Annotated in this window: 14 protein-coding genes; 5 read left to right on the plus strand and 9 right to left on the minus strand. The window is 69.4% G+C overall.

The features are described from left to right. The 5 genes from GV790_RS18700 to GV790_RS18720 all read right to left on the minus strand — a co-directional run bounded on the left by GV790_RS18700 (position 1) and on the right by GV790_RS18720 (position 6,992). Positions 1-834, minus strand: coding sequence for a shikimate dehydrogenase (locus GV790_RS18700; protein ID WP_163814616.1), 834 nt, complete (start codon positions 832-834; stop codon positions 1-3). Further along, on the minus strand, positions 824-2,344 hold the full coding sequence (locus tag GV790_RS18705; RefSeq protein WP_163814617.1) for an endolytic transglycosylase MltG: 1,521 nt from the start codon (positions 2,342-2,344) through the stop codon (positions 824-826). The genes GV790_RS18700 and GV790_RS18705 overlap by 11 nt, the downstream gene beginning before the upstream one ends. Continuing rightward, entirely contained in the window at positions 2,341-2,898 is a 558-nt protein-coding gene (ruvX, locus tag GV790_RS18710; RefSeq protein ID WP_163814618.1) for a Holliday junction resolvase RuvX, read from the minus strand. Before ruvX ends, GV790_RS18705 begins: the two co-directional genes overlap by 4 nt. Continuing rightward, positions 2,898-5,564 (minus strand): alanine--tRNA ligase, encoded by a 2,667-nt coding sequence (alaS, locus tag GV790_RS18715; protein WP_163814619.1) that lies wholly within the window; start codon positions 5,562-5,564, stop codon positions 2,898-2,900. Before alaS ends, ruvX begins: the two co-directional genes overlap by 1 nt. 78 nt (positions 5,565-5,642) lie before the next feature. Beyond that, a complete protein-coding gene (locus GV790_RS18720; RefSeq protein WP_163814620.1) occupies positions 5,643-6,992 on the minus strand; it encodes a replication-associated recombination protein A in 1,350 nt (449 codons plus the stop codon). 172 nt (positions 6,993-7,164) lie between these two features. On the opposite strand from GV790_RS18720, the gene GV790_RS18725 reads away from it, so the two are divergent. After that, a complete protein-coding gene (locus tag GV790_RS18725; RefSeq protein WP_163814621.1) occupies positions 7,165-8,826 on the plus strand; it encodes an alkaline phosphatase D family protein in 1,662 nt (553 codons plus the stop codon). Positions 8,827-9,067: 241 nt separating this feature from the next. Here the strand turns inward: GV790_RS18725 and GV790_RS18730 are convergent, their stop codons facing one another. After that, positions 9,068-10,237 carry a phosphotransferase family protein gene (locus tag GV790_RS18730; protein WP_163814622.1) on the minus strand — a complete coding sequence of 390 codons (1,170 nt, stop codon included), beginning with the start codon at positions 10,235-10,237 and terminating at the stop codon, positions 9,068-9,070. A gap of 192 nt (positions 10,238-10,429) precedes the next feature. Here GV790_RS18730 and GV790_RS18735 point away from each other — a divergent pair, with 192 nt between their 5' ends. Beyond that, positions 10,430-11,365 (plus strand): hypothetical protein, encoded by a 936-nt coding sequence (locus tag GV790_RS18735; RefSeq protein WP_163814623.1) that lies wholly within the window; start codon positions 10,430-10,432, stop codon positions 11,363-11,365. A 61-nt stretch (positions 11,366-11,426) separates the two neighbouring features. On the opposite strand, the gene aspS is transcribed toward GV790_RS18735, so the two are convergent. Next, a complete protein-coding gene (gene aspS, locus GV790_RS18740; protein ID WP_163814624.1) occupies positions 11,427-13,250 on the minus strand; it encodes an aspartate--tRNA ligase in 1,824 nt (607 codons plus the stop codon). 139 nt (positions 13,251-13,389) lie between these two features. Between aspS and ypfJ the strand changes: the two genes are divergently transcribed. After that, a complete protein-coding gene (ypfJ, locus tag GV790_RS18745; RefSeq protein ID WP_163814625.1) occupies positions 13,390-14,310 on the plus strand; it encodes a KPN_02809 family neutral zinc metallopeptidase in 921 nt (306 codons plus the stop codon). 104 nt (positions 14,311-14,414) lie between these two features. Here ypfJ and GV790_RS18750 read toward each other — a convergent pair whose 3' ends face one another. Both GV790_RS18750 and GV790_RS18755 read right to left on the minus strand, forming a co-directional pair. Further along, complete coding sequence (locus GV790_RS18750) at positions 14,415-16,091, minus strand: hypothetical protein (protein WP_163814626.1); 1,677 nt, start codon at positions 16,089-16,091, stop codon at positions 14,415-14,417. After that, positions 16,088-16,417: a type VII secretion target gene (locus tag GV790_RS18755; protein WP_163814627.1), complete on the minus strand. Its 330-nt coding sequence runs from the start codon at positions 16,415-16,417 to the stop codon at positions 16,088-16,090. The genes GV790_RS18750 and GV790_RS18755 overlap by 4 nt, the downstream gene beginning before the upstream one ends. 220 nt (positions 16,418-16,637) lie before the next feature. Between GV790_RS18755 and GV790_RS18760 the strand changes: the two genes are divergently transcribed. Both GV790_RS18760 and GV790_RS18765 read left to right on the plus strand, forming a co-directional pair. Next, entirely contained in the window at positions 16,638-17,642 is a 1,005-nt protein-coding gene (locus tag GV790_RS18760) for an NAD-dependent epimerase/dehydratase family protein (protein WP_163814628.1), read from the plus strand. 31 nt (positions 17,643-17,673) lie between these two features. After that, complete coding sequence (locus GV790_RS18765; RefSeq protein ID WP_163814629.1) at positions 17,674-18,690, plus strand: Rv2578c family radical SAM protein; 1,017 nt, start codon at positions 17,674-17,676, stop codon at positions 18,688-18,690. Positions 18,691-18,698: the final 8 nt, after the last annotated feature.

An 18,698-nucleotide genomic window follows, 5' to 3' on the forward strand; every position in this document is an offset into this window, starting at 1 on the left:
TCAGCGCAGGGTGTCGAGTGCCGCGGCCATCGCTGCGCGCGGCGCCGGGCGTCCGGTGAACTGCTCGACCTGCCCGTACGCCTGGTTGATCAGCATGTCGAGGCCGCTGACCACGGTCCGCCCGGCACGGACGACGGCCTCGGCCAGCGGGGTCGGCCACGGGTTGTAGATCGCGTCGAGCACCACCGGCACAGCGGCGACCGCATCGGCCACCACAGCCGCGGCGGCCGGCGGGACGGTGCTCACCGCAGCGCCGGAGCGGGCGGCGGCCGCGCCCACCGCCGCCGGGTCGAATCCGATCAGGGCGGTCGTGAGCCCGAGCCGGTGTGCGAGATCGACGGCGCTCGCGGCCCGTCCGGCATCGCGGGCCACGATCGTCACCGCGGTGGCACCGAGTTCGGCCAGCGCCAGCAGCGCCGGGCGGGCGGTACCGCCCGCGCCGAGCACCACGGCCTCCGCCAGGGTGTCGACCCCGCCGCCGCGTAGCGCGCCGAGCACACCATCGACGTCGGTGCAGTCCGCACGCCAGCCGCCGGGGATGCGCAGCAGGGTATTGGCCGAGCCGACCAGCTCCGCGCGTTCGGTGCGTTCGGTGGCGTAGGCGAGCGCGGCTTCCTTGCCCGGCATGGTCACCGACAGGCCGACCCATTCGGGGCCGAGCCCGTCCACCAGCCCCGGCAACTGTTCGGCGGTGCATTCGATGCGCTCATAGGTCCACGGCAGGCCGAGCGCGCGGTAGGCCGCCAGATGCAGTTGCGGCGAACGCGAATGCGCGATGGGGCTGCCGAGTACCGCCGCCTTGCGAACCTCGGCGCCGGAGATCTCAGCGGCCACTGTCGAGGATCCCGCTTTCCATGGCGCGGTCGATATTGCGCAGATGCTCGGTGTAGCTCTGGGTGAACAACGTCGTGCCCTGCTTATCGATGGTGACGAAGTACAGCCACGGTCCCGGTTCGGGTTGCTCCACCGCACGCAGCGCCGCCGCCGACGGTGCCGCGATGGGCGTGGCGGGCAGACCGGCCATGGCATAGGTGTTCCATGGCGTGCGCCGGGCCCGGTCGGCGTCGGTGGTGGCGACCTCGGTGGTGTCGAGGGCGTAGTTGACCGTCGAATCGAATTGCAGCGGCTGGTCGACCTTCAACCGGTTCACGATCACCCGTGCGACCTTGCCCATGTCCTGCGGCAGCGCTTCACGTTCGACCAGGGAGGCGGCGATCAACGATTCGTAGGGCGTCAGTCCGGTCTCCCCGCCCGATTGCAACAGGCCGGTGGATTCGTAGAGCGCGGCACTGGCGCTGACCAATTCCTTCAGGATCTGCTCCGGTGTACCGCTCGGATCGAAATCCCAGCTGCCCGCGGCGATCAGCCCCTCCAGCTGACGCGCCCGGTCCGGCACCTGACGCACCGAGGCCATCGCCCATTCCGGCACCCCCAGCGCGGCCAGGTCCATGCCGGCGCCCGCGGCTTCCAGCTCCTGATAGGTGACGCAGTCCGCGGCGGGTCCGGTGCCGATGCAGCTGGCCGCGGCGATCTTGGTGTAGATGCCTTCCTTGCGCGAGCCGGTGTTCACATCGTGCTGGTCGTGCAGCTGCCTGCCCTCGGAGATGACCAGATTGCCCACCCGCGACTCCGGTTTCACCAGCGCGGCCACCGCATCCGCGGCCGGACTGTGGCTCGGAATCGCGTAGTACCCGGGCTGCACCGAGTTCATATTCGAATTGCGCACGGCGGCTTCGTAGAAGGCGGCGCTACTGGCGACGACGCCCTTGTCGGCCATCGTGTCGGCGATCTCGGTCGCGGTCTCGCCCGGATGCACCCGCACCACCACCGGCGGTCCGGCCGGGCCGGCGAAATCCTCGGCGGGCGCGTACCCGTCCATCAGCTTCATGCCCGCGAAACCGGCGGCGCCCACGAACAGTACGACGAAGACCGCCGCGACGGCCAGCATCGTGCGCCTGCGCCGTTTGCGCTCGGCCGCCTTCCGGGAGGCCACCCTCGACTTCTTCTTGGCCCGCGAACCCGGGCGCTGCCGTGTGCCGCGCCGCGCTTCGGCCGCTTCCGCCCGAGGTCGCGACCGCGTCGCGCTCTTGGTGCGGGTGGCCGGGCGCCGCACCGGTTCCGGTTCGGGCTCCGGCTCGGGTTCGATCAGGTCATCGTCGTCGGTGTACCGGGGGATGACGGTGGTGTCGTCGTCGTCGAGATAGTTCCACTCGTCCTCGGCGTCCCCGGCCACGTCCGCTCGCGCGCGACTGTCTCGCCCCCACGCCTCGTCGTCACGGCGGTAGCGCCGGTCGGCTTCCCGCTGACGGTAGCGTTCTTCGGCCCGCGCCCACCGATCCGTCATGCATCGTCTCCGGACGACGCGCGGCGTACCGCTTCTTCGACCGACTTCAACACCGAACTCCGTTCGTCCAACCATCCCTGCAGGATCGACACGGCAGCCGCTTGATCGATCACCTGCCGCTGGCCGCGTGCGCGAACTCCGCTGTCCCGCAATGCACGTGCAGCTGACACCGTAGTCAAACGTTCGTCGGAAAGCCGTACCGGCACCGGGGCGACCACCGACCGCAAACGATCGGCGAATGCGATTGCCAGCGTAGCGGCAGTGCCCTTTTCCCCGCGTAAGGTGCGCGGCAAGCCGACGATAATTTCGACGGCCTCGTATTCCCGCACAATATCGGCAATTCGGGCGATGTCGGGTCCGGGACCCGCCGCACGCGGGTTCGGTTTGGCGCACGGCACGGTTTCCACCGGGGTGGCGAGGATGCCGTCGGGGTCGCTGGAGGCGACCCCGATGCGCACACTGCCGACGTCGATGGCGATACGCCTGCCCCGTCCCGGGTCGGTGGCCGGATCCGGCCGATCGCCCCGGTGTTCGGTGCGTCCGGGTTCACCCATCAGCCGGCGAGTTCGGCCACCCGAGCACGGACCGCGGCCAGTCCGGCCGCGATACCCGACGGATCCGAGCCCGCACCCTGGGCCATTTCCGGCTTACCGCCGCCCCGGCCGGAGATGGCCGGGCCGAAGCTTGCCACCAGATCACCGGCCTTGACGCCGAGTTCCTGCGCCGGCTTGTTCACCGCGACGACGAACGGCACCTTGCCGTCGGTGTTGCCGAGCAGCACCACGATGGCCGGGTTGCTGCCGAGCCGTCCGCGGACGTCGGTGGCCAGCGTGCGCAGATCGCCCGCGGCGACACCCTCGGGCGCGGCGGCGGCGACCAGCAGCAGATCACCCAGACGTTCGGCGCCGTCGGCCAGCGTGCCCGCGGACGCGAGCACCGCGGCGATCTTGGTGCGCTCGAGCTCCTTCTCGGCCACCTTCAGCCGCTCCACCAGCTGCTCGACGCGGGCCGGGACCTCGTCGGAGGGCACCTTGAGCGCGGAGGCGACACCGGCCAGCAGCGCGCGCTCCTTGGCCAGGTACTTGTAGGAATCCAGGCCGACGAAGGCCTCCACGCGGCGCACACCGGAACCGACCGAGGACTCACCGAGCAGGGTGATCGGGCCGATCTGCGAGGAATGCTGCACATGCGTGCCGCCGCACAGCTCCATCGAGAACGGGCCGCCGATCTCCACCACACGCACCTGGTCGCCGTAGTTCTCGCCGAAGAGCGCGAGCGCGCCCATCTGCTTGGCCTTGGGCAGATCGGTGATGAAGGTGTTGACCGGGTAGTCGGCGCCGACACCGTCGTTGGAGACGGCCTCGATATCGGCCTTCTGCTGTTCGGAGAGCTGACCCTGCCAGTTGAAGTCGAAGCGCAGGTAGCCCGGCTTGTTCAGCGAACCGGCCTGCACCGCGTTGGGGCCGAGCACCTGCCGCAGCGCGGCATGCACCATATGCGTGCCGGAATGGCCCTGGGTCGCGCCGCGCCGCCACGCCGGATCGGCCTGGGCGAGCACCACGTCACGCTCGGTGATCTGGCCCTGCTCCACGGTGCACTTGTGCACCCACACCTTCTTGGCGATCTTCTGCACGTCGTTGACCCGCAGCTTCAGCCCCGAGGCGGTGATGGTGCCGCGGTCGGCGATCTGACCGCCGGACTCGGCGTAGAGCGGGCTGCGGTCCAGGATCACCTCGACGTCGTGGCCCGCGGTGGCCGTGGGCACCCGGACGCCGTCGGCGATCAGCGCCAGGACGTGCGCCTCGGAGGTCAGCTCGTCGAAACCGGTGAATTCGGTGGCACCGCGGTCGACGAGCTCCTTGTACACCGAGAGGTCGGCGTGCGCGTGTTTGCGGGCCTGAGCGTCTTCCTTGGCGCGACGGCGCTGCTCGGCCATCAGCGACCGGAAGCCCTCCTCGTCGACCGAGAGCCCGGCCTCGGCGGCCATCTCCAGGGTGAGGTCGATGGGGAAGCCGTAGGTGTCGTGCAGGGTGAACGCGTCCGAACCGGCGATCGTCTTACCACCGGCGGCCTTGACCTGCTCGGCGGTGTCGTCGAACAGCTTGGAGCCGGTGTTGAGCGTCTTGAGGAACGCCGTCTCCTCGCCGACCGCGACGGTCTCGATGCGGCTGTAATCGGTGGCCAGTTCCGGGTACGACGGCGACATCAGCTCGCTGACGACCTTCATGAACTCACCCATCACCGGCTTCTCGGCGCCGAGCAGCCGCGCCGAACGCACGATGCGGCGCAGCAGGCGGCGCAGCACATAGCCACGGCCGTCGTTGCCCGGGTTGACGCCGTCGGCGATCAGCATGGCCGCGGTGCGGGCATGGTCGGCGATCACCCGGAAGCGGACGTCGTCGGCGTGTTCGACGCCGTAGGAGCGGCCGGTGAGCGCCTCGGCCTTGTCGATGATCGGGCGCAGCAGATCGGTCTCGTAGACGTTGTCGACGCCCTGCAGCAGCAGCGCGATGCGCTCGATACCCATGCCGGTGTCGATGTTCTTCTTCGGCAGCACCCCGACCGGCGGATGACCGAGCTTGGGGCTCAGATCACCGCGGATGTCCTGCATGAACACCAGGTTCCAGATCTCGAGGTAGCGGTCCTCATCGGCGACCGGGCCACCATCCTTGCCGTACTCGGGGCCACGGTCGTAGTAGATCTCCGAGCAGGGGCCACCCGGACCGGGCACGCCCATGTCCCAGTAGTTGTCCTTGCCGTCGCGGAACTGGATGCGTTCTTCGGGGATTCCGGCGACCCGGCGCCAGATCTCGGCGGCCTCCGGATCGGATTCGTAGGCGGTGACCCAGATGCGTTCGGGGTCGAACCCGTAGCCGCCGTCCTCTTGCGACTTGGTGATCAGCTCCCAGGCGAAGGCGATCGCGCCCTCCTTGAAGTAATCACCGAAGGAGAAGTTGCCCGCCATCTGGAAGAAGGTGTTGTGCCGGGTGGTGATGCCCACTTCTTCGATATCCCCGGTCCGCACGCATTTCTGCACGCTCGTCGCCCGCGGGAAGGGCGGGGTTTCCTGGCCGAGGAAGTACGGCTTGAACTGGACCATGCCCGCGTTGACGAACAGCAGGTTCGGGTCGTCGAGGATCAACGAGGCGCTGGGCACCTCGGTATGCCCGGCGCGCACGAAATGGTCCAGGAATCGCCGTCGGATCTCGTGGGTCTGCACAGATATCCAGCCTACCGGTGCGGCGCACCCGGTTTTTCATCGAGTCGGCCGAGCAGCTCACACCCGCTGCCCGCCGGCTCACTCGCCGCGAACGATGCGGCGCAACTTCTCCACGCGGGGTCCGACCGCGCGCTCGTGACCATGGTCGGTCGGGTGGTAGTAGTCGACGCCGACGAGTTGGTCGGGCGGATACTGCTGGGCCAGCACCCCGCCGGGATCATCGTGCGGGTAGCGGTAGCCCTGCGCGTTGCCGAGCTGCTGCGCGCCCGCGTAATGACCGTCCCGCAGATGCGGCGGGACCGCACCGGCCTTGCCGGCCGAGACATCGGCCATCGCGGCCCCGATGGCCGCCACCACGGCGCCGGATTTGGGCGCGGTCGCAAGATGGATGGTGGCCTGGGCCAGGGCGAGCCGGCATTCGGGCAATCCCACCAGCTGCACGACCTGCGCCGCCGCCGTGGCGGTCTGCAACGCCGTCGGATCGGCCATGCCGATGTCCTCGCTGGCGTGGATCATCAGCCTGCGCGCGATGAACCGCGGGTCCTCCCCCGCGCTCAGCATCCTGGCCAGGTAGTGCAACGCGGCGTCGACATCGGATCCGCGGATGGACTTGATGAACGCACTGATCACGTCGTAGTGCTGATCGCCTGCCCGGTCGTAGCGCACCGCGGCCTTGTCGACGCTGGCCTCGACCAGATCGACGTCGACGGTGCCGTCGAGCGAGGACTCCGCCGACGCCTCCAGCGCGGTGAGCGCCCGGCGGGCATCGCCACCGGCGATGCGCACGATGTGGTCGAGGGCGGCCTCGGTGACGGTGTACTGCCCGTCCAGGCCGCGCGCGTCGCCGATGGCGCGCCGCAGCACCGCGCGGATGTCGTCGTCGGTGAGCGAGCGCAGTTGCAGCACCAGCGATCGCGACAGCAGTGGCGAGACCACCGAGAACGAGGGGTTCTCCGTGGTCGCGCCGACCAGCAGCACGATCCGGTTCTCCACCGCGGCCAGCAGCGCGTCCTGCTGGGTTTTGGAGAAGCGGTGCACCTCGTCGATGAACAGCACCGTCTGCTCGCCCGCGGTCAGCCGCCTGCGGGCCAGGTCGATGACCGCGCGTACCTCTTTGACGCCCGCCGACAGCGCCGACAGCGCCTCGAATCGCCGGCCGGTGGCCTGGGAGATCAGCGAGGCCAACGTCGTTTTGCCGGTGCCGGGCGGGCCGTACAGCAGCACCGACGCCGCGCCGGAGCCCTCGATCAGCCTGCGCAGCGGTGACCCGGGGCCGAGCAGGTGCTGCTGGCCGAGGACCTCCTCCAGCGTGGCCGGGCGCATCCGCACGGCCAGTGGCGCCGCCGCGCCGGGGCCGCGGAAGGTGATATCGGTGTCGGAGGTGCCGGGCGCCGCCGCGCCGGGCACGTCGAACAGCCCGTCGCTCATGACACTTGCCTGCCGGTGCCCGGCCGCGTCATGAACGCCCGCGCGACCGCGTTCATAGTTCGCTCGCTCATCGTCGATGACGCTACCGGCCGGGTCCGACACACCGGGAGCGCGGATCGAACCGCCGCGCCGCGGTTCGATTTGCCAGTCCCCCGTCGATGGGTTGTGATCAATGATCGTGGCTGAAAACGTGCTCGTTTCAGATACTGCGGTGGTGCGGCGACGCACGGTCTTGGCCGGCGGCGCGGTCGCCGCGGCCGGGGCAGGCCTCGCGCTCGCCGCGCCGGCCCGGGCGAATGCGCCGGTCTTCCGCCATGGTGTCGCCTCCGGTGACCCACTGCCCGACGCGGTGATCATCTGGACCCGGGTCACCGTCGCCGAGGACGCCACCCCCGGCTCGGGTACGGGCGCCGCCGCGGCCGTGCGCTGGGAAGTGGCCGCCGACGAGAACTTCGCCTCGATCACCGCCTCCGGATCGGTCACCGCGACCGTCGACACCGACCACACCGTGACGGTCGATGTCACCGGGCTGGCGCCGGGCTGCGTGTATTTCTACCGCTTCACCGCCCTCGGCCAGCGCTCGCCCGTGGGGCGCACCCGGACCGCGCCCGCACTCGGCGCCACCCCCGACCGGCTGCGGTTCGGGGTGGTGTCGTGTGCGAACTGGGAGGCCGGGTTCTTCGCCGCCTACCGTCATCTGGCCGACCGCACCGACCTCGACGCCATCGTGCACCTGGGCGACTACCTCTACGAATACGGGCGCGGCGAGTACGGCGGCCGGACCGGATCGGTGCGCCCGCACGATCCGGTGCACGAGATCGTCTCCCTGGCCGATTACCGCATCCGCCACGCCCAGTACAAAACCGATCCCGATCTGCAACGCCTGCACGCGCTGCTGCCGTTCATCTGCGCCTGGGACGACCACGAATCCGCCGACAACTCCTGGTCCGGCGGTTCGGGCAAACACGATCCGGTGTCGCAGGGTTCCTGGGCCGATCGGAAGGCAGCTTCGGCGCGGGCCTATCTGGAGTGGATGCCGGTCCGGGCGTCGCGTTCGGGTTCGGGAGTGCAGATCTACCGGCGGCTGCGTTTCGGCACCCTGGCCGAGCTGTCGATGCTGGATTTGCGCAGCTACCGCGATCAGGAAGTGAAGCCGGGCGCGGGCTGGCGCGAGGTGGACAATCCGCAGCGCACCATCACCGGGCGCGCGCAGATGGACTGGCTCACCGCCGGGCTGGCGTCGTCGACGGCGCGGTGGAAGCTGGTGGGTACTTCGGTGATGATCGCGCCGCTGGTGTTTCCGCCGCTGGATCCGGCGACGACCGCGGCCTTCACCCAGGCGTTGGGTGTTCCGCAGTCGGGCCTGCCCGTCAATGCCGACCAGTGGGACGGCTACACCGCCGACCGGGCGCGCCTGTACCGGGCGATCACCGAGCACGGGGTGTCGGACGTGGTGTTCCTGACCGGCGACATCCACTCCTCGTGGGCGGCGGATCTGCCGGTGAACGCCGCCGACCCGGCCGGCCGCGTCGTCGGGGCGGAGTTCGTGGTCCCGTCGGTGACCTCGTCGAGCTTGGGTGAGGTGTTGCAGGCGCCGCCGCGGACGGCCGCGGCGCCGGTGGAGGAGGCGGTCAAGGGCGTCAACCGGCATCTGCGCTACGTCGAGTTGGATTCGCACGGCTTCGGTGTGCTGGAGGTGACGGCCGCGCAGACCCAGATGGATTGGTTCTACGTCCTCGATGTCGCCGACCCGCAGTCGGGCGTCCGCCACGGCGCGTCGTTCGCCGTACCGGCGGGCGGCCGGGTGGAGCCGAGGGCCACTCCCGCGAGCTGACCGGTCTGCTCTGCGCGCACCGCGTCGACTCCCTGAGGGTGGGGTCGGTGAGGTAGGTACCGGCAGCCGTGGCTCGGGTGGACAGGGTCGCCGTGGCCCGGTCGTCGGCCGCCCCGGCGTTGCGGCGGCGGGCCCGTTGCGCATGCCGGCTGACCGGCCCGACTCCGCGGCGGCTCGGAGCCCGGCGCGGGGTACGGCGGTGAGCACCCGCGATTCCGGGCGCCCCGATCTTCCTTGGCCGTTATTCGGCCCAGCGCTCCACGAGCACCGCTGTCATCGCCTCGGCGAAATCGCCGATGACGTCGTCGCCGGTGACGCGAGCGTCCTCGGCGAGGGCCGCCCAACGGTTGATCAGCGCCTCCGAACGCGGCACCGACAGCCCGTGTTCGCGGGCAGCGGCGATCCGGCCGTGATCGGCGGGCAGGAACCAGTAGGTGGACAGCCACACCCAGATCAGGCGCGCTTCCAGGATCTTCTCGGCGAGCAGGCCGTCGTCGGCGAGGGCGGGCCAGACGCCGACGACCTCGGCGCGCCAGGCCTCGACCATCTGGGCGGCGCGCTCGCGCGAGAGTTCCACATCGCACAGGCAGCCGGGGAACGAGACCAGCGCATAGGCGATGTCGAGGGTCGCGTCGCGGAAACCGCCCCACTCGTAGTCGAGGATGCGGGCGCCCTCGTCGTTGAGAATGACATTGTCCGGGCACAGATCCGACGGGCTGAAGGCGCGGAACCGGCCGCCGGAGAACAGCCGGGCCCCGTGCGTGATCTTGGTGGCCAGCTCGTCGGGGACCTCCATGCCGAGTTCACGCAGCAGCAGGGCAGGAACCTCGGCGACAGCGGCCTCGGCCTGCTGGGCGATGCCGTCGATGCGGTGGGCCACATCCACCCGGCGCAGCAGCGCCACGAAATCGGCCTCGCGGCCGACGGTCGCCGCATGCATCCGGCCCAGCGCCTGCGCGAAGGCCATCATGGCGTTCTGGGTGGCCGGTTCGGCGCCCGAGCGCAGCACGGTGGTGAGGGAGGTGTTCTCCCCCAGGTCGCTGAGCACGAGCAGCCGATCGGGCAGGCTGTGCGCGATGAGGTAGGCGCCGGGACGCTGTTCACGGCTGAGCGCGGTGGTGAACTGGTAGGACACCGCCTCACGCAGGAACGCGGAGTCGATGCTGGCGACGCCGGGGGTGATGCCCGCGTTGCGCGGCATCGGCGCGGCGCCGCGCACCTGCTTGAGGATCAGCGTGCGCGGTAGCGAGAAAGCGTTCTCGGCAACCCGCACGCGTAGGACCGTCGTCCTACCACTACCGCTGAGTTCGATCGGATCGCTCAGCTTCACCGGAGCACCCATGCGCTTTGTGAGCAACTGTTGTGCTGCGGACACGACTTCGGTGGCGCGTTCGGCCAATAGTGCGGTCATCACAGATCAAAGTACTCGCATCGGGTCACTTCTAGCGAGCGGTTGGGCAACCTTTCCGTGTCGCTCGGCGTGTCCGCGCGCCGCTCTGGTAGAGCGCGCCGATCACTTGAGACGATGTCAGCCGTGCTGTTTCCTGGTCGTCAACTACCGTGCGCCACACCGCAAACCAGCTGACCCGAAAGGTCGACCACCGTGACCGACACACCATCCGCCACGCCGCAACCGTCCGGCGACAAGCCCGCGCCGGGCGGCGGCACCGGGCAGGTCCCCGGCGGCGACCCGTCCGCGTCCTCCCCCTCGGGCCACGGCCGTCACGAAATGCCGGGCGCCGCAGGATACCCGCAGTTCCAGGGCCCGGGCGCGGCCAATTACGGCAACGAACCGGTCGAACCTGCGCCGCCGCTGGATCAGTCGCAGGCGCAGCCGACCTACGGCCCACCGGGGACCGGCCCCGACCCACAGGCGCCCACCTACGGCTATCTGAATCAGACCGGCACCGGCGTGCCCGCCCCGCTCGACGTGGGCCACGCACTCAGTTACGGCTGGGAGAAATTCCGGCGAAATCCTGGCCCCTGGCTGGCAGTGAGCGCGCTGGGCCTGGTGATCTATCTGCTGTTCGTGGCGGTCGTGCAGGTTCTCGCGCCGCGCTCGGCGCTGACGGTGCTGTTCATCTTCCTCGCGGTCATGGTGGGGCTGTGGCTGCTGCAAGCGGCGATGGTGCGCGGCGCGCTCTATGAAACCAACGGCTATCCAGCGACTTTCGGCTCCTACTTCCACCTCGGCGCCGCGGGCAATGTGTTGCTCACCGCGGGGCTGGCCTTCCTGGCCACCACGCTCGCCTCGGCGTTGTGCCTGCTGCCGGGTATCGCTGTCGGGATGGGATGCATGTTCTCGCTGCATTTCGTCATCGATCAGAATCAGGGTCCGATCGAGGCCATCACCTCGAGCGTCAAGCTGGTGATCACCAATATCTGGCCGGTGATCCTGCTGATGCTCACGGTGCTGGTCGTCGCGTTGCTCGGCCTGCTGGCCTGCGGTTTCGGTCTGCTGGTCGCCGGCCCGGTGGCGACCATCGCGGTCACCTACGCCTACCGCACGATGACCGGAGGGCTCGTCTCGGCCATCTGAGCAGCCCTGGAGACGACGATGGCCGGCCCCCCGTGGGGCCGGCCATCGTGGACGTAAGTCGCTACTGCTCGACGGTTTCGGACGCGGTGGGGGCGCCGTCGGCCGAAACCTCGGTCACGCCCTTGATTTCCGGCTTGGCGTCCAGGCCGGCTTCCTTACGCTGCTGCGCGGTGATGGGCGCGGGCGCATCGGTCAGCGGGTCGACACCGCCACCGGTCTTCGGGAACGCGATGACCTCACGAATGGAGTCCATGCCGGCAAGCAGCGCGGTGATCCGGTCCCAGCCGAAGGCGATGCCGCCGTGCGGCGGCGCACCGAAAGCGAAGGCGTCCAACAGGAATCCGAACTTCTCCTGCGCCTCGTCATGGCTGATGCCCATGACCTCGAACACCCGTTCCTGCACATCGCGACGATGGATACGGATGCTGCCGCCGCCGATCTCGTTGCCGTTGCAGACGATGTCGTAGGCGTAGGCCAGCGCGGAGCCCGGATCGGTGTCGAAGGTGTCCATCGACTCCGGCTTCGGCGAGGTGAACGCGTGATGCACCGCGGTCCAGGCCGAATAGCCCAGCGCGACATCGCCGCTCGCGGTCGCCTCGGCGGCGGGCTCGAACAGCGGTGCGTCCACGATCCACACGAACGCCCACGCGTCCTCGTCGATCAGGCCGACCTTGCGCGCGATCTCACCGCGCGCGGCGCCGAGCAGCGCGCGCTGTGCCTTGGGCGCGCCCGCGGCGAAGAACACACAGTCACCCGGCTTGGCGCCGACGTGGTCGGCGAGGGTGGCGCGTTCGGTCTCGCTGAGATTCTTGGCGACGGGGCCGCCCAGCACGCCGTCCTCGTCGATCAGCACGTAGGCCAAGCCCTTGGCCCCGCGCTGCTTGGCCCATTCCTGCCAGGCATCGAGCTGACGGCGCGGCTGGCTCGCTCCACCCGGCATCACCACCGCGCCCACGTACGGAGCCTGGAACACCCGGAACGGGGTGTCCTTGAAGAACTCCCTGCATTCGGTGATCTCCACCCCGAAGCGCAGGTCCGGCTTGTCGGTGCCGAAGCGACGCATGGCCTCGTGGTAGGTCATGTGCGGAATCGGGGTGGGGATCTCGTAGCCGATGAGTTCCCACAGCGCCACCAGGATCTCCTCGGCCAGCAGGATCACGTCCTCCTGGCGGACGAAGCTCATCTCGATGTCGAGCTGGGTGAACTCCGGCTGACGGTCGGCGCGGAAATCCTCGTCGCGGTAGCAGCGCGCGATCTGGTAATAGCGCTCGATACCGCCGACCATCAGCAGCTGCTTGAACAGCTGCGGGCTCTGCGGCAGGGCGTAGAAGTTGCCCGGCTGCAGGCGCGCGGGCACCAGGAAGTCGCGGGCGCCCTCGGGGGTCGAGCGGGTCAGCGTCGGCGTCTCCACCTCGACGAATTCGTGGCGCGCCAGCACCCGGCGGGCGGCGGCGTTGACCTTGGACCGCAGCCGGATGGCGTGGGCCGGGCCCTCTCGGCGCAGGTCCAGGTACCGATGGGTCAGCCTGGCCTCTTCACCGGGCTGCTCGTCGAGCTGGAACGGCAGCGGCGCGCTCTCGTTGAGCACCTCGAGCTCGCTGACGTTGACCTCGATCGCGCCGGTGGGCAGGTCGGGGTTCTCGTTGCCCTGGGGACGCTGTTCGACCACGCCGACGACCTTGACGCAGTACTCCGCACGCAGCCGGTGCGCCTGTTCGGCGGCCTCACCCTCACGGAACACCACCTGCGCCACTCCGGAGGCGTCGCGCAGATCGATGAAGATCACGCCACCGTGGTCACGCCGCCGGGCCACCCAGCCGCTCAGGGTGACGGTCTGACCGGCGTGCTCGCTTCGCAGCGAACCAGCCAAGTGGGTGCGCAGCACGATGTTCCTTTCGACGAATGTGACACCGGAACGCCCTCCCGGTGCAAGCCATCGTAGTGAGACACATTCGCCGAGCGGAAACCGATATCGGGTCCACCCGTGCGAAGCTGTAGCGGACACGTCACAGATAGGGATTCTCATGACCTTCAACGAGGGTATGCAGATCGACCCGAATCGAGCCTCATCCGGCGGCGGGCCGGGCATGGGCGGCAAGTTGGCCCTCGGTGGCGGCGCCGGCGGACTGATCGTGCTGGTGTTGACGCTGCTGCTCGGCGGCGACCCGGGATCGGTACTCGGCCAGTTCACCGGCGCCCAGGATGTGCAGTCCCAGCCGACCGCTGGCACGCCCGAGCACTGCCGCACGGCCGCGGACGCCAACCGGTATGTGGACTGCCGGGTGGTGCTCACCGCGCAGAGCCTGGACGCGGTGTGGGCGGCCGAGCTGCCGAAACAGGCAGGCGTCGACTATGTGGAGCCGGAGCTGGTGTTGTTCTCGGGCTCGGTGTCCACCGGCTGCGGCAATGCCACCAGCGCGGTCGGGCCGTTCTACTGCCCGGCCGATCAGACCGCCTACTTCGATGTCAGCTTCTTCCAGGAGCTCGTCGACCGGTTCGGTTCCAGTGGCGGTCCGCTGGCCCAGGAATATGTGGTCGCGCACGAGTTCGGCCACCACATCCAAACCCTGCTCGGCGATATCGGCCGCGCGCAGCGCGATCCGCGCGGCCCGGAATCCGGTGCGGTGCGCACCGAGTTGCAGGCCGATTGCTATGCGGGGATCTGGGCGCACTACGCGGACAAGATGCCGGCCCCCGGCGGTGACGGGCGGCCGTTCCTGCAGAAGCTCTCCGATACCGATATCGCGGACGCGTTGTCGGCGGCGTCGGCGGTCGGTGACGACCGGATCCAGCGGGCCGCGCAGGGAAGGGTCAACCCGGAGGCGTGGACGCACGGATCGTCGGAGCAGCGGCAGAAGTGGTTCCTGGCCGGCTATCAGAGCGGCCGCATGCAGGCTTGCGACACCTACTCCGCCCGAGATCTGGACAACCCGGCCGCTCGCTGAGACGCCACCGCGCACGTCCACGGCGCGGATGCGGCGGACGAAAACAACGGCCTCGCACGGGTTTCGGTGCGAGGCCGTTGTCGTGCCGATATGGCGGACCGTTTCTAGAACTGGTCCTGGTAGTAATCGGACCCGTCGCCCTCGTCGGTGTTGGTGGCACCGATGACCTCGGGGGTGGATTCGCCCAGCGGACCGGTGAGGTCGTCGTTGCCGGTGCGGCTGCGGTACGGGTCGACGTTGCGCGAGTGCTCGTCCTCGTTGTTGTTGCGCTGCCCCGCGGCACCGGCGGCACCGGGGCCGCCCATGAAGCCGGAGCTCGAGGCAGGCGTGGTGCCGAGGCCCGCGCCCATCGGCATGCCGGCGACGGGTGCGCGCATACCGCCGGGCAGCGCGACACCGCCCGGTGCACCGGATGTGCCCGGCAGAGAAGGGATTCCGGCGACGCCACCGCTACCGGCGCGCCCCGCCGAACCGCCGCTGCCGCCCCGACCGAACCCGCCGGTGCCGAACGCTCCGGTGCCGCCGCCGCTGCCGGCCGAACCACCGCTGCCGTAGCTGGCGGCGCTGGTGGACAGGCCGTTGGTGCCGCTGGTGCCGGAATCGAAACCGGCCGCGGTGGTGGCGACCTCCTCGGCCTGCGACATGAGCGGCTCGCCGACGTTCTGCATGACCGCTTGGGCGATCTCCGCCGGCGCCGGGCCGTTCTGCCCGACCAGCTGGCTCACCAGCCCGTTGAGCTCGGCGGTCTTACCCGCCAGATCGCCGCGGGTGGCGTTGACGACGCTGACCGCCTGGCCGAGATGTTCGGTGGCGGTGGCCATCAGGGTGGCCTGGGCGGGCGGGGTCATGATCACCGGCGCGAGCGCGACCGCCTGGCTGGCGAACGAGGTGGCGATCGTGGTGAGCTGGGCATTGCCCTGCTGCACCACCGCGGCCGCGCGCTGGGTGAGCTCGGAGATGTCGATCCCGCGCTGACTTGTCTCCATGCCCTCGCTGTTGGCCTTCTGACCCGCGTCTTGCGCGGCCGTGGCGGCCTGGCTCTGCCACACCTGTTCGACCGCACCGAGGCTGCCCTTGCCGACCTGCATCGCCATCTCGATGACCTTGGAGGATTGGCTGAGGATGGCGGTGGGGTCGAAGGCCCCCATGACGCCGGTGCCGAAGCTGCCGAGCAGATCCAGGATGGGTTTGAACAGCATGTCGATCCCGGGCAGGGCGGGCAGCGCGATACCGCTCATCAAGGCGCCGACCGGATCGGCGGGCAGCGCCGGGAGCGCCGCAGCGGCCGGAGTGGCGGCGGCACCCGCCGCCGAGGCGGCACTCGCGGCGGAGGATCCGCCCATCACGCTGCTCACCGCACCGCCGGCCTGCCCGAGCACGCCCTGGGCGGCGTCGAGGACAGGCGCCGCGGCGTGGTTGATCACGGCTCCGGCATCACCGATCAGGGCAGACGCCTCGGGTGGCAGCCCGCTGAGGACATCTTCGGGCGTGGCGACCGGCGCGCCGAGACCGGACAGCCCGGGCATGCCGACCGGTGTGGCGCCGACACCCGGACCTTCCTCGGTGATCTTTTGCGCCAGTACGAATTCCGGCGGCTCGATCGGCGGGAGGTCGGCGGGCAGCTGCGGCATCGGCAGGTCGAGGATCGCCTGCTGCTCGAGCGGCACGGCCGACGCCTGCTGGGCGGCCGCGGCGACCTGATCGCGGGCCTGCTCCATCAGCGACTGTTCGGCCTCCGGCGCGATCACGCCGGACGCGCCGGAGGCGTCCAGTGGTTTCACAGGGCACCGCCGATCTCGCCTGCGACCTTGCCGAGATCGCCCGCGTTACCGAGATCGGTGACGTCGTAATTGGTAGCGGAACTGAACGCGGCCTGCGACAGCTTGGCGTACTTATCGGATAGGTCGTTGATATCGCGCGCCTGCAGCACCTGCGCGGCCGCGAACGACAGTAGGTAATCGGCCCCGATCAGCCCGAACACCGGAGTCATCGCCGAGACGCTGGCGACCACATCCATATTCCCCGCCCCGGCGATATCGCCCGCGATCGCCGCATTCGTGGCGCCGAACGCGCGGAGCCCTTCGGTTTCTACCGAGACATCACTCATGGAGCTGCCCCCCAATCCTCATCAACATCAGTGTCGTCAACATCGCGTTGCTCGAACGTCCGCTCGTCTGCCCCTACAGCGCAAGTTCTCCCGACAGCACGGCCGCTTCGGTTGCGGCCCAATATAGCCGACGACACCGACATCGCTCGACCCCTCATACGGGCGCGCGAGAAAACTGGAACGTGTTGCAAATTAGAACAAGTTCTATATCCTCTGTCCCATGAAGGTCGCAGTGACCGGCGCAGCCGGGTACCTTGGCACGAATTTGCTCCCCCTGCTCGCCGATCGCGGACACGAGATCACGGCGATCGACCGGGTCGTGCCGCACCAACCCGGTCCAGCGGGCGTCACCTGGGTCTCCGCCGACGTCCTCGACCCCGAATCCATGCGGTCGGCCCTGGCGGGCGCGGAGATCGTTTACCACCTCGTCGCGGTGATCACCCTCGCCGAGAAGAACGATCTGGCCTGGCGGGTGAACACCGAAGGCGTGCGTGTGGTGGCCGAGGCCGCCCTCGCCACCGGGGTACGCCGGATGGTGCACGCCAGCTCCATCCACGCCTTCGACCAGTACACCTGCGGCGGCAGCATCGACGAGACCTCGGCGCGCTCGACCGACCCGGCACTGCCGGTCTACGACCGTTCCAAGTGGCAGGGCGAGATCGAGCTGCGCGCGGTCATCGAACAGGGCCTCGACGCGGTGCTGTGCAATCCGACCGGCGTGTACGGCCCGCGCGATCTGAGCACTCCGCTGTCGCGGATCAACCGCACCCTGCGCGACGCCGCGCTCGGCCGGGTGCCCGCGATGATCGGCGGCGGATTCGACCTGGTCGACGTCCGCGATGTGGCCGAAGGCCTGATCCTGGCCGGCGAAAAGGGCCGCACCGGTGAGAATTACCTGCTCGGCGGCGAAATGACCTCGATGCTCGACGTCTGCCGCACCGCGGCGACGATCAACGGCAAGAAGGGCCCGCGATTCGTCATCTCACCCAAGGTGATCACCGGGCTCATGCCGGTGCTCGAGCCGATCGGCAAACGCCTCGGCACCGATATCGTGTCCAAGGCCGCCATCGGGGCGCTGGTATCGGCGCCGATCGTCGACCACGGCAAGGCGACTCGTGAACTGGGCTACCAGCCGCGACCGCTCCAGGAGACGGTGCGCGACCTGGTGGCGTTCTTCGCCGACCCGGCCGGCACCACACCGCCGCAATCACGCCAGATTGCTTGACAGCGGTTAGAACGCATGTTCGACTAGCGGGGTGCGGTGGCAAAGCCAGACCCTGGACGCCGACGACGGCGCGCTGCCCGGCCTGGACCGGGCAGGCTTCGTCCGAACTGTACAGACCCCCGAATTCGACGGCATCACCTTCCACGAAGTGCTCTGTAAGAGCGCGCTGAACAAGATGCCCGAGGAGTCGGGCCTGCCGTTCCGGTGGACGATCAACCCGATGCGCGGGTGTTCGCACGCCTGCCGGTACTGCTTCGCCCGCGGCACGCACGAATACCTCGATCTGGACGCCGGATCCGATTTCGACAATCAGATCGTCGTCAAGACCAATATCGCCGCGGTACTGCGGCGCGAACTGGCGCGCCGCAGCTGGCATCGCGAAACCGTCGCCCTGGGTACGAATACCGACCCCTATCAGCGTGCCGAGGGCCGATACCGGCTGATGCCTGGCATCATCCGGGCCCTCACCGATTCCGGTACCCCCTTCTCCATCCTCACCAAGGGCACGCTGCTGCGCCGCGATCTGCCGTTGCTCACCCTCGCCGCGCGGCAGGTACCGGTGCACATCGGGGTGTCGCTGGCCATGCTCGATCCCGAACTCCATCGCAGCGTCGAGCCGGGCACCCCGTCGCCCAAGGCGCGGCTGGAGCTGGTGCGCGCGCTCGCCGATGCGGGTTTCGAGGTCGATGTCATGGTCGCGCCGGTGATCCCCTACCTCACCGACAGCAGTGGCCATCTGGACGAGCTGTTCGCCGCCATCGCCGATGCGGGCGCGCGCAGCGTCGTCGCCTTTCCCATGCACCTACGTGGCAGCACCCGGGGCTGGTTCCTCGGCTGGCTGGCCGAGACCCATCCGGCGTTGCTGCGCCGGTACCGCCAACTCTACGGCCGCGGTGCCTACGTCACGCCCGAGTATTCGCGGTGGTTGCGCGGCCGCATCGACCCACTGCTGGAACGGCATCGGCTCACCCGCGAGACACCCGAGCCCGCCGAGACGGTGCCGCGGGCGCCCGCCGCGGTCGATCCGCAACTGGCGCTTTTCGCCTGATCAGCCGC

The sequence above is a fragment of the Nocardia cyriacigeorgica genome, assembly GCF_010858045.1.
Lineage (GTDB): Bacteria > Actinomycetota > Actinomycetes > Mycobacteriales > Mycobacteriaceae > Nocardia > Nocardia cyriacigeorgica_E.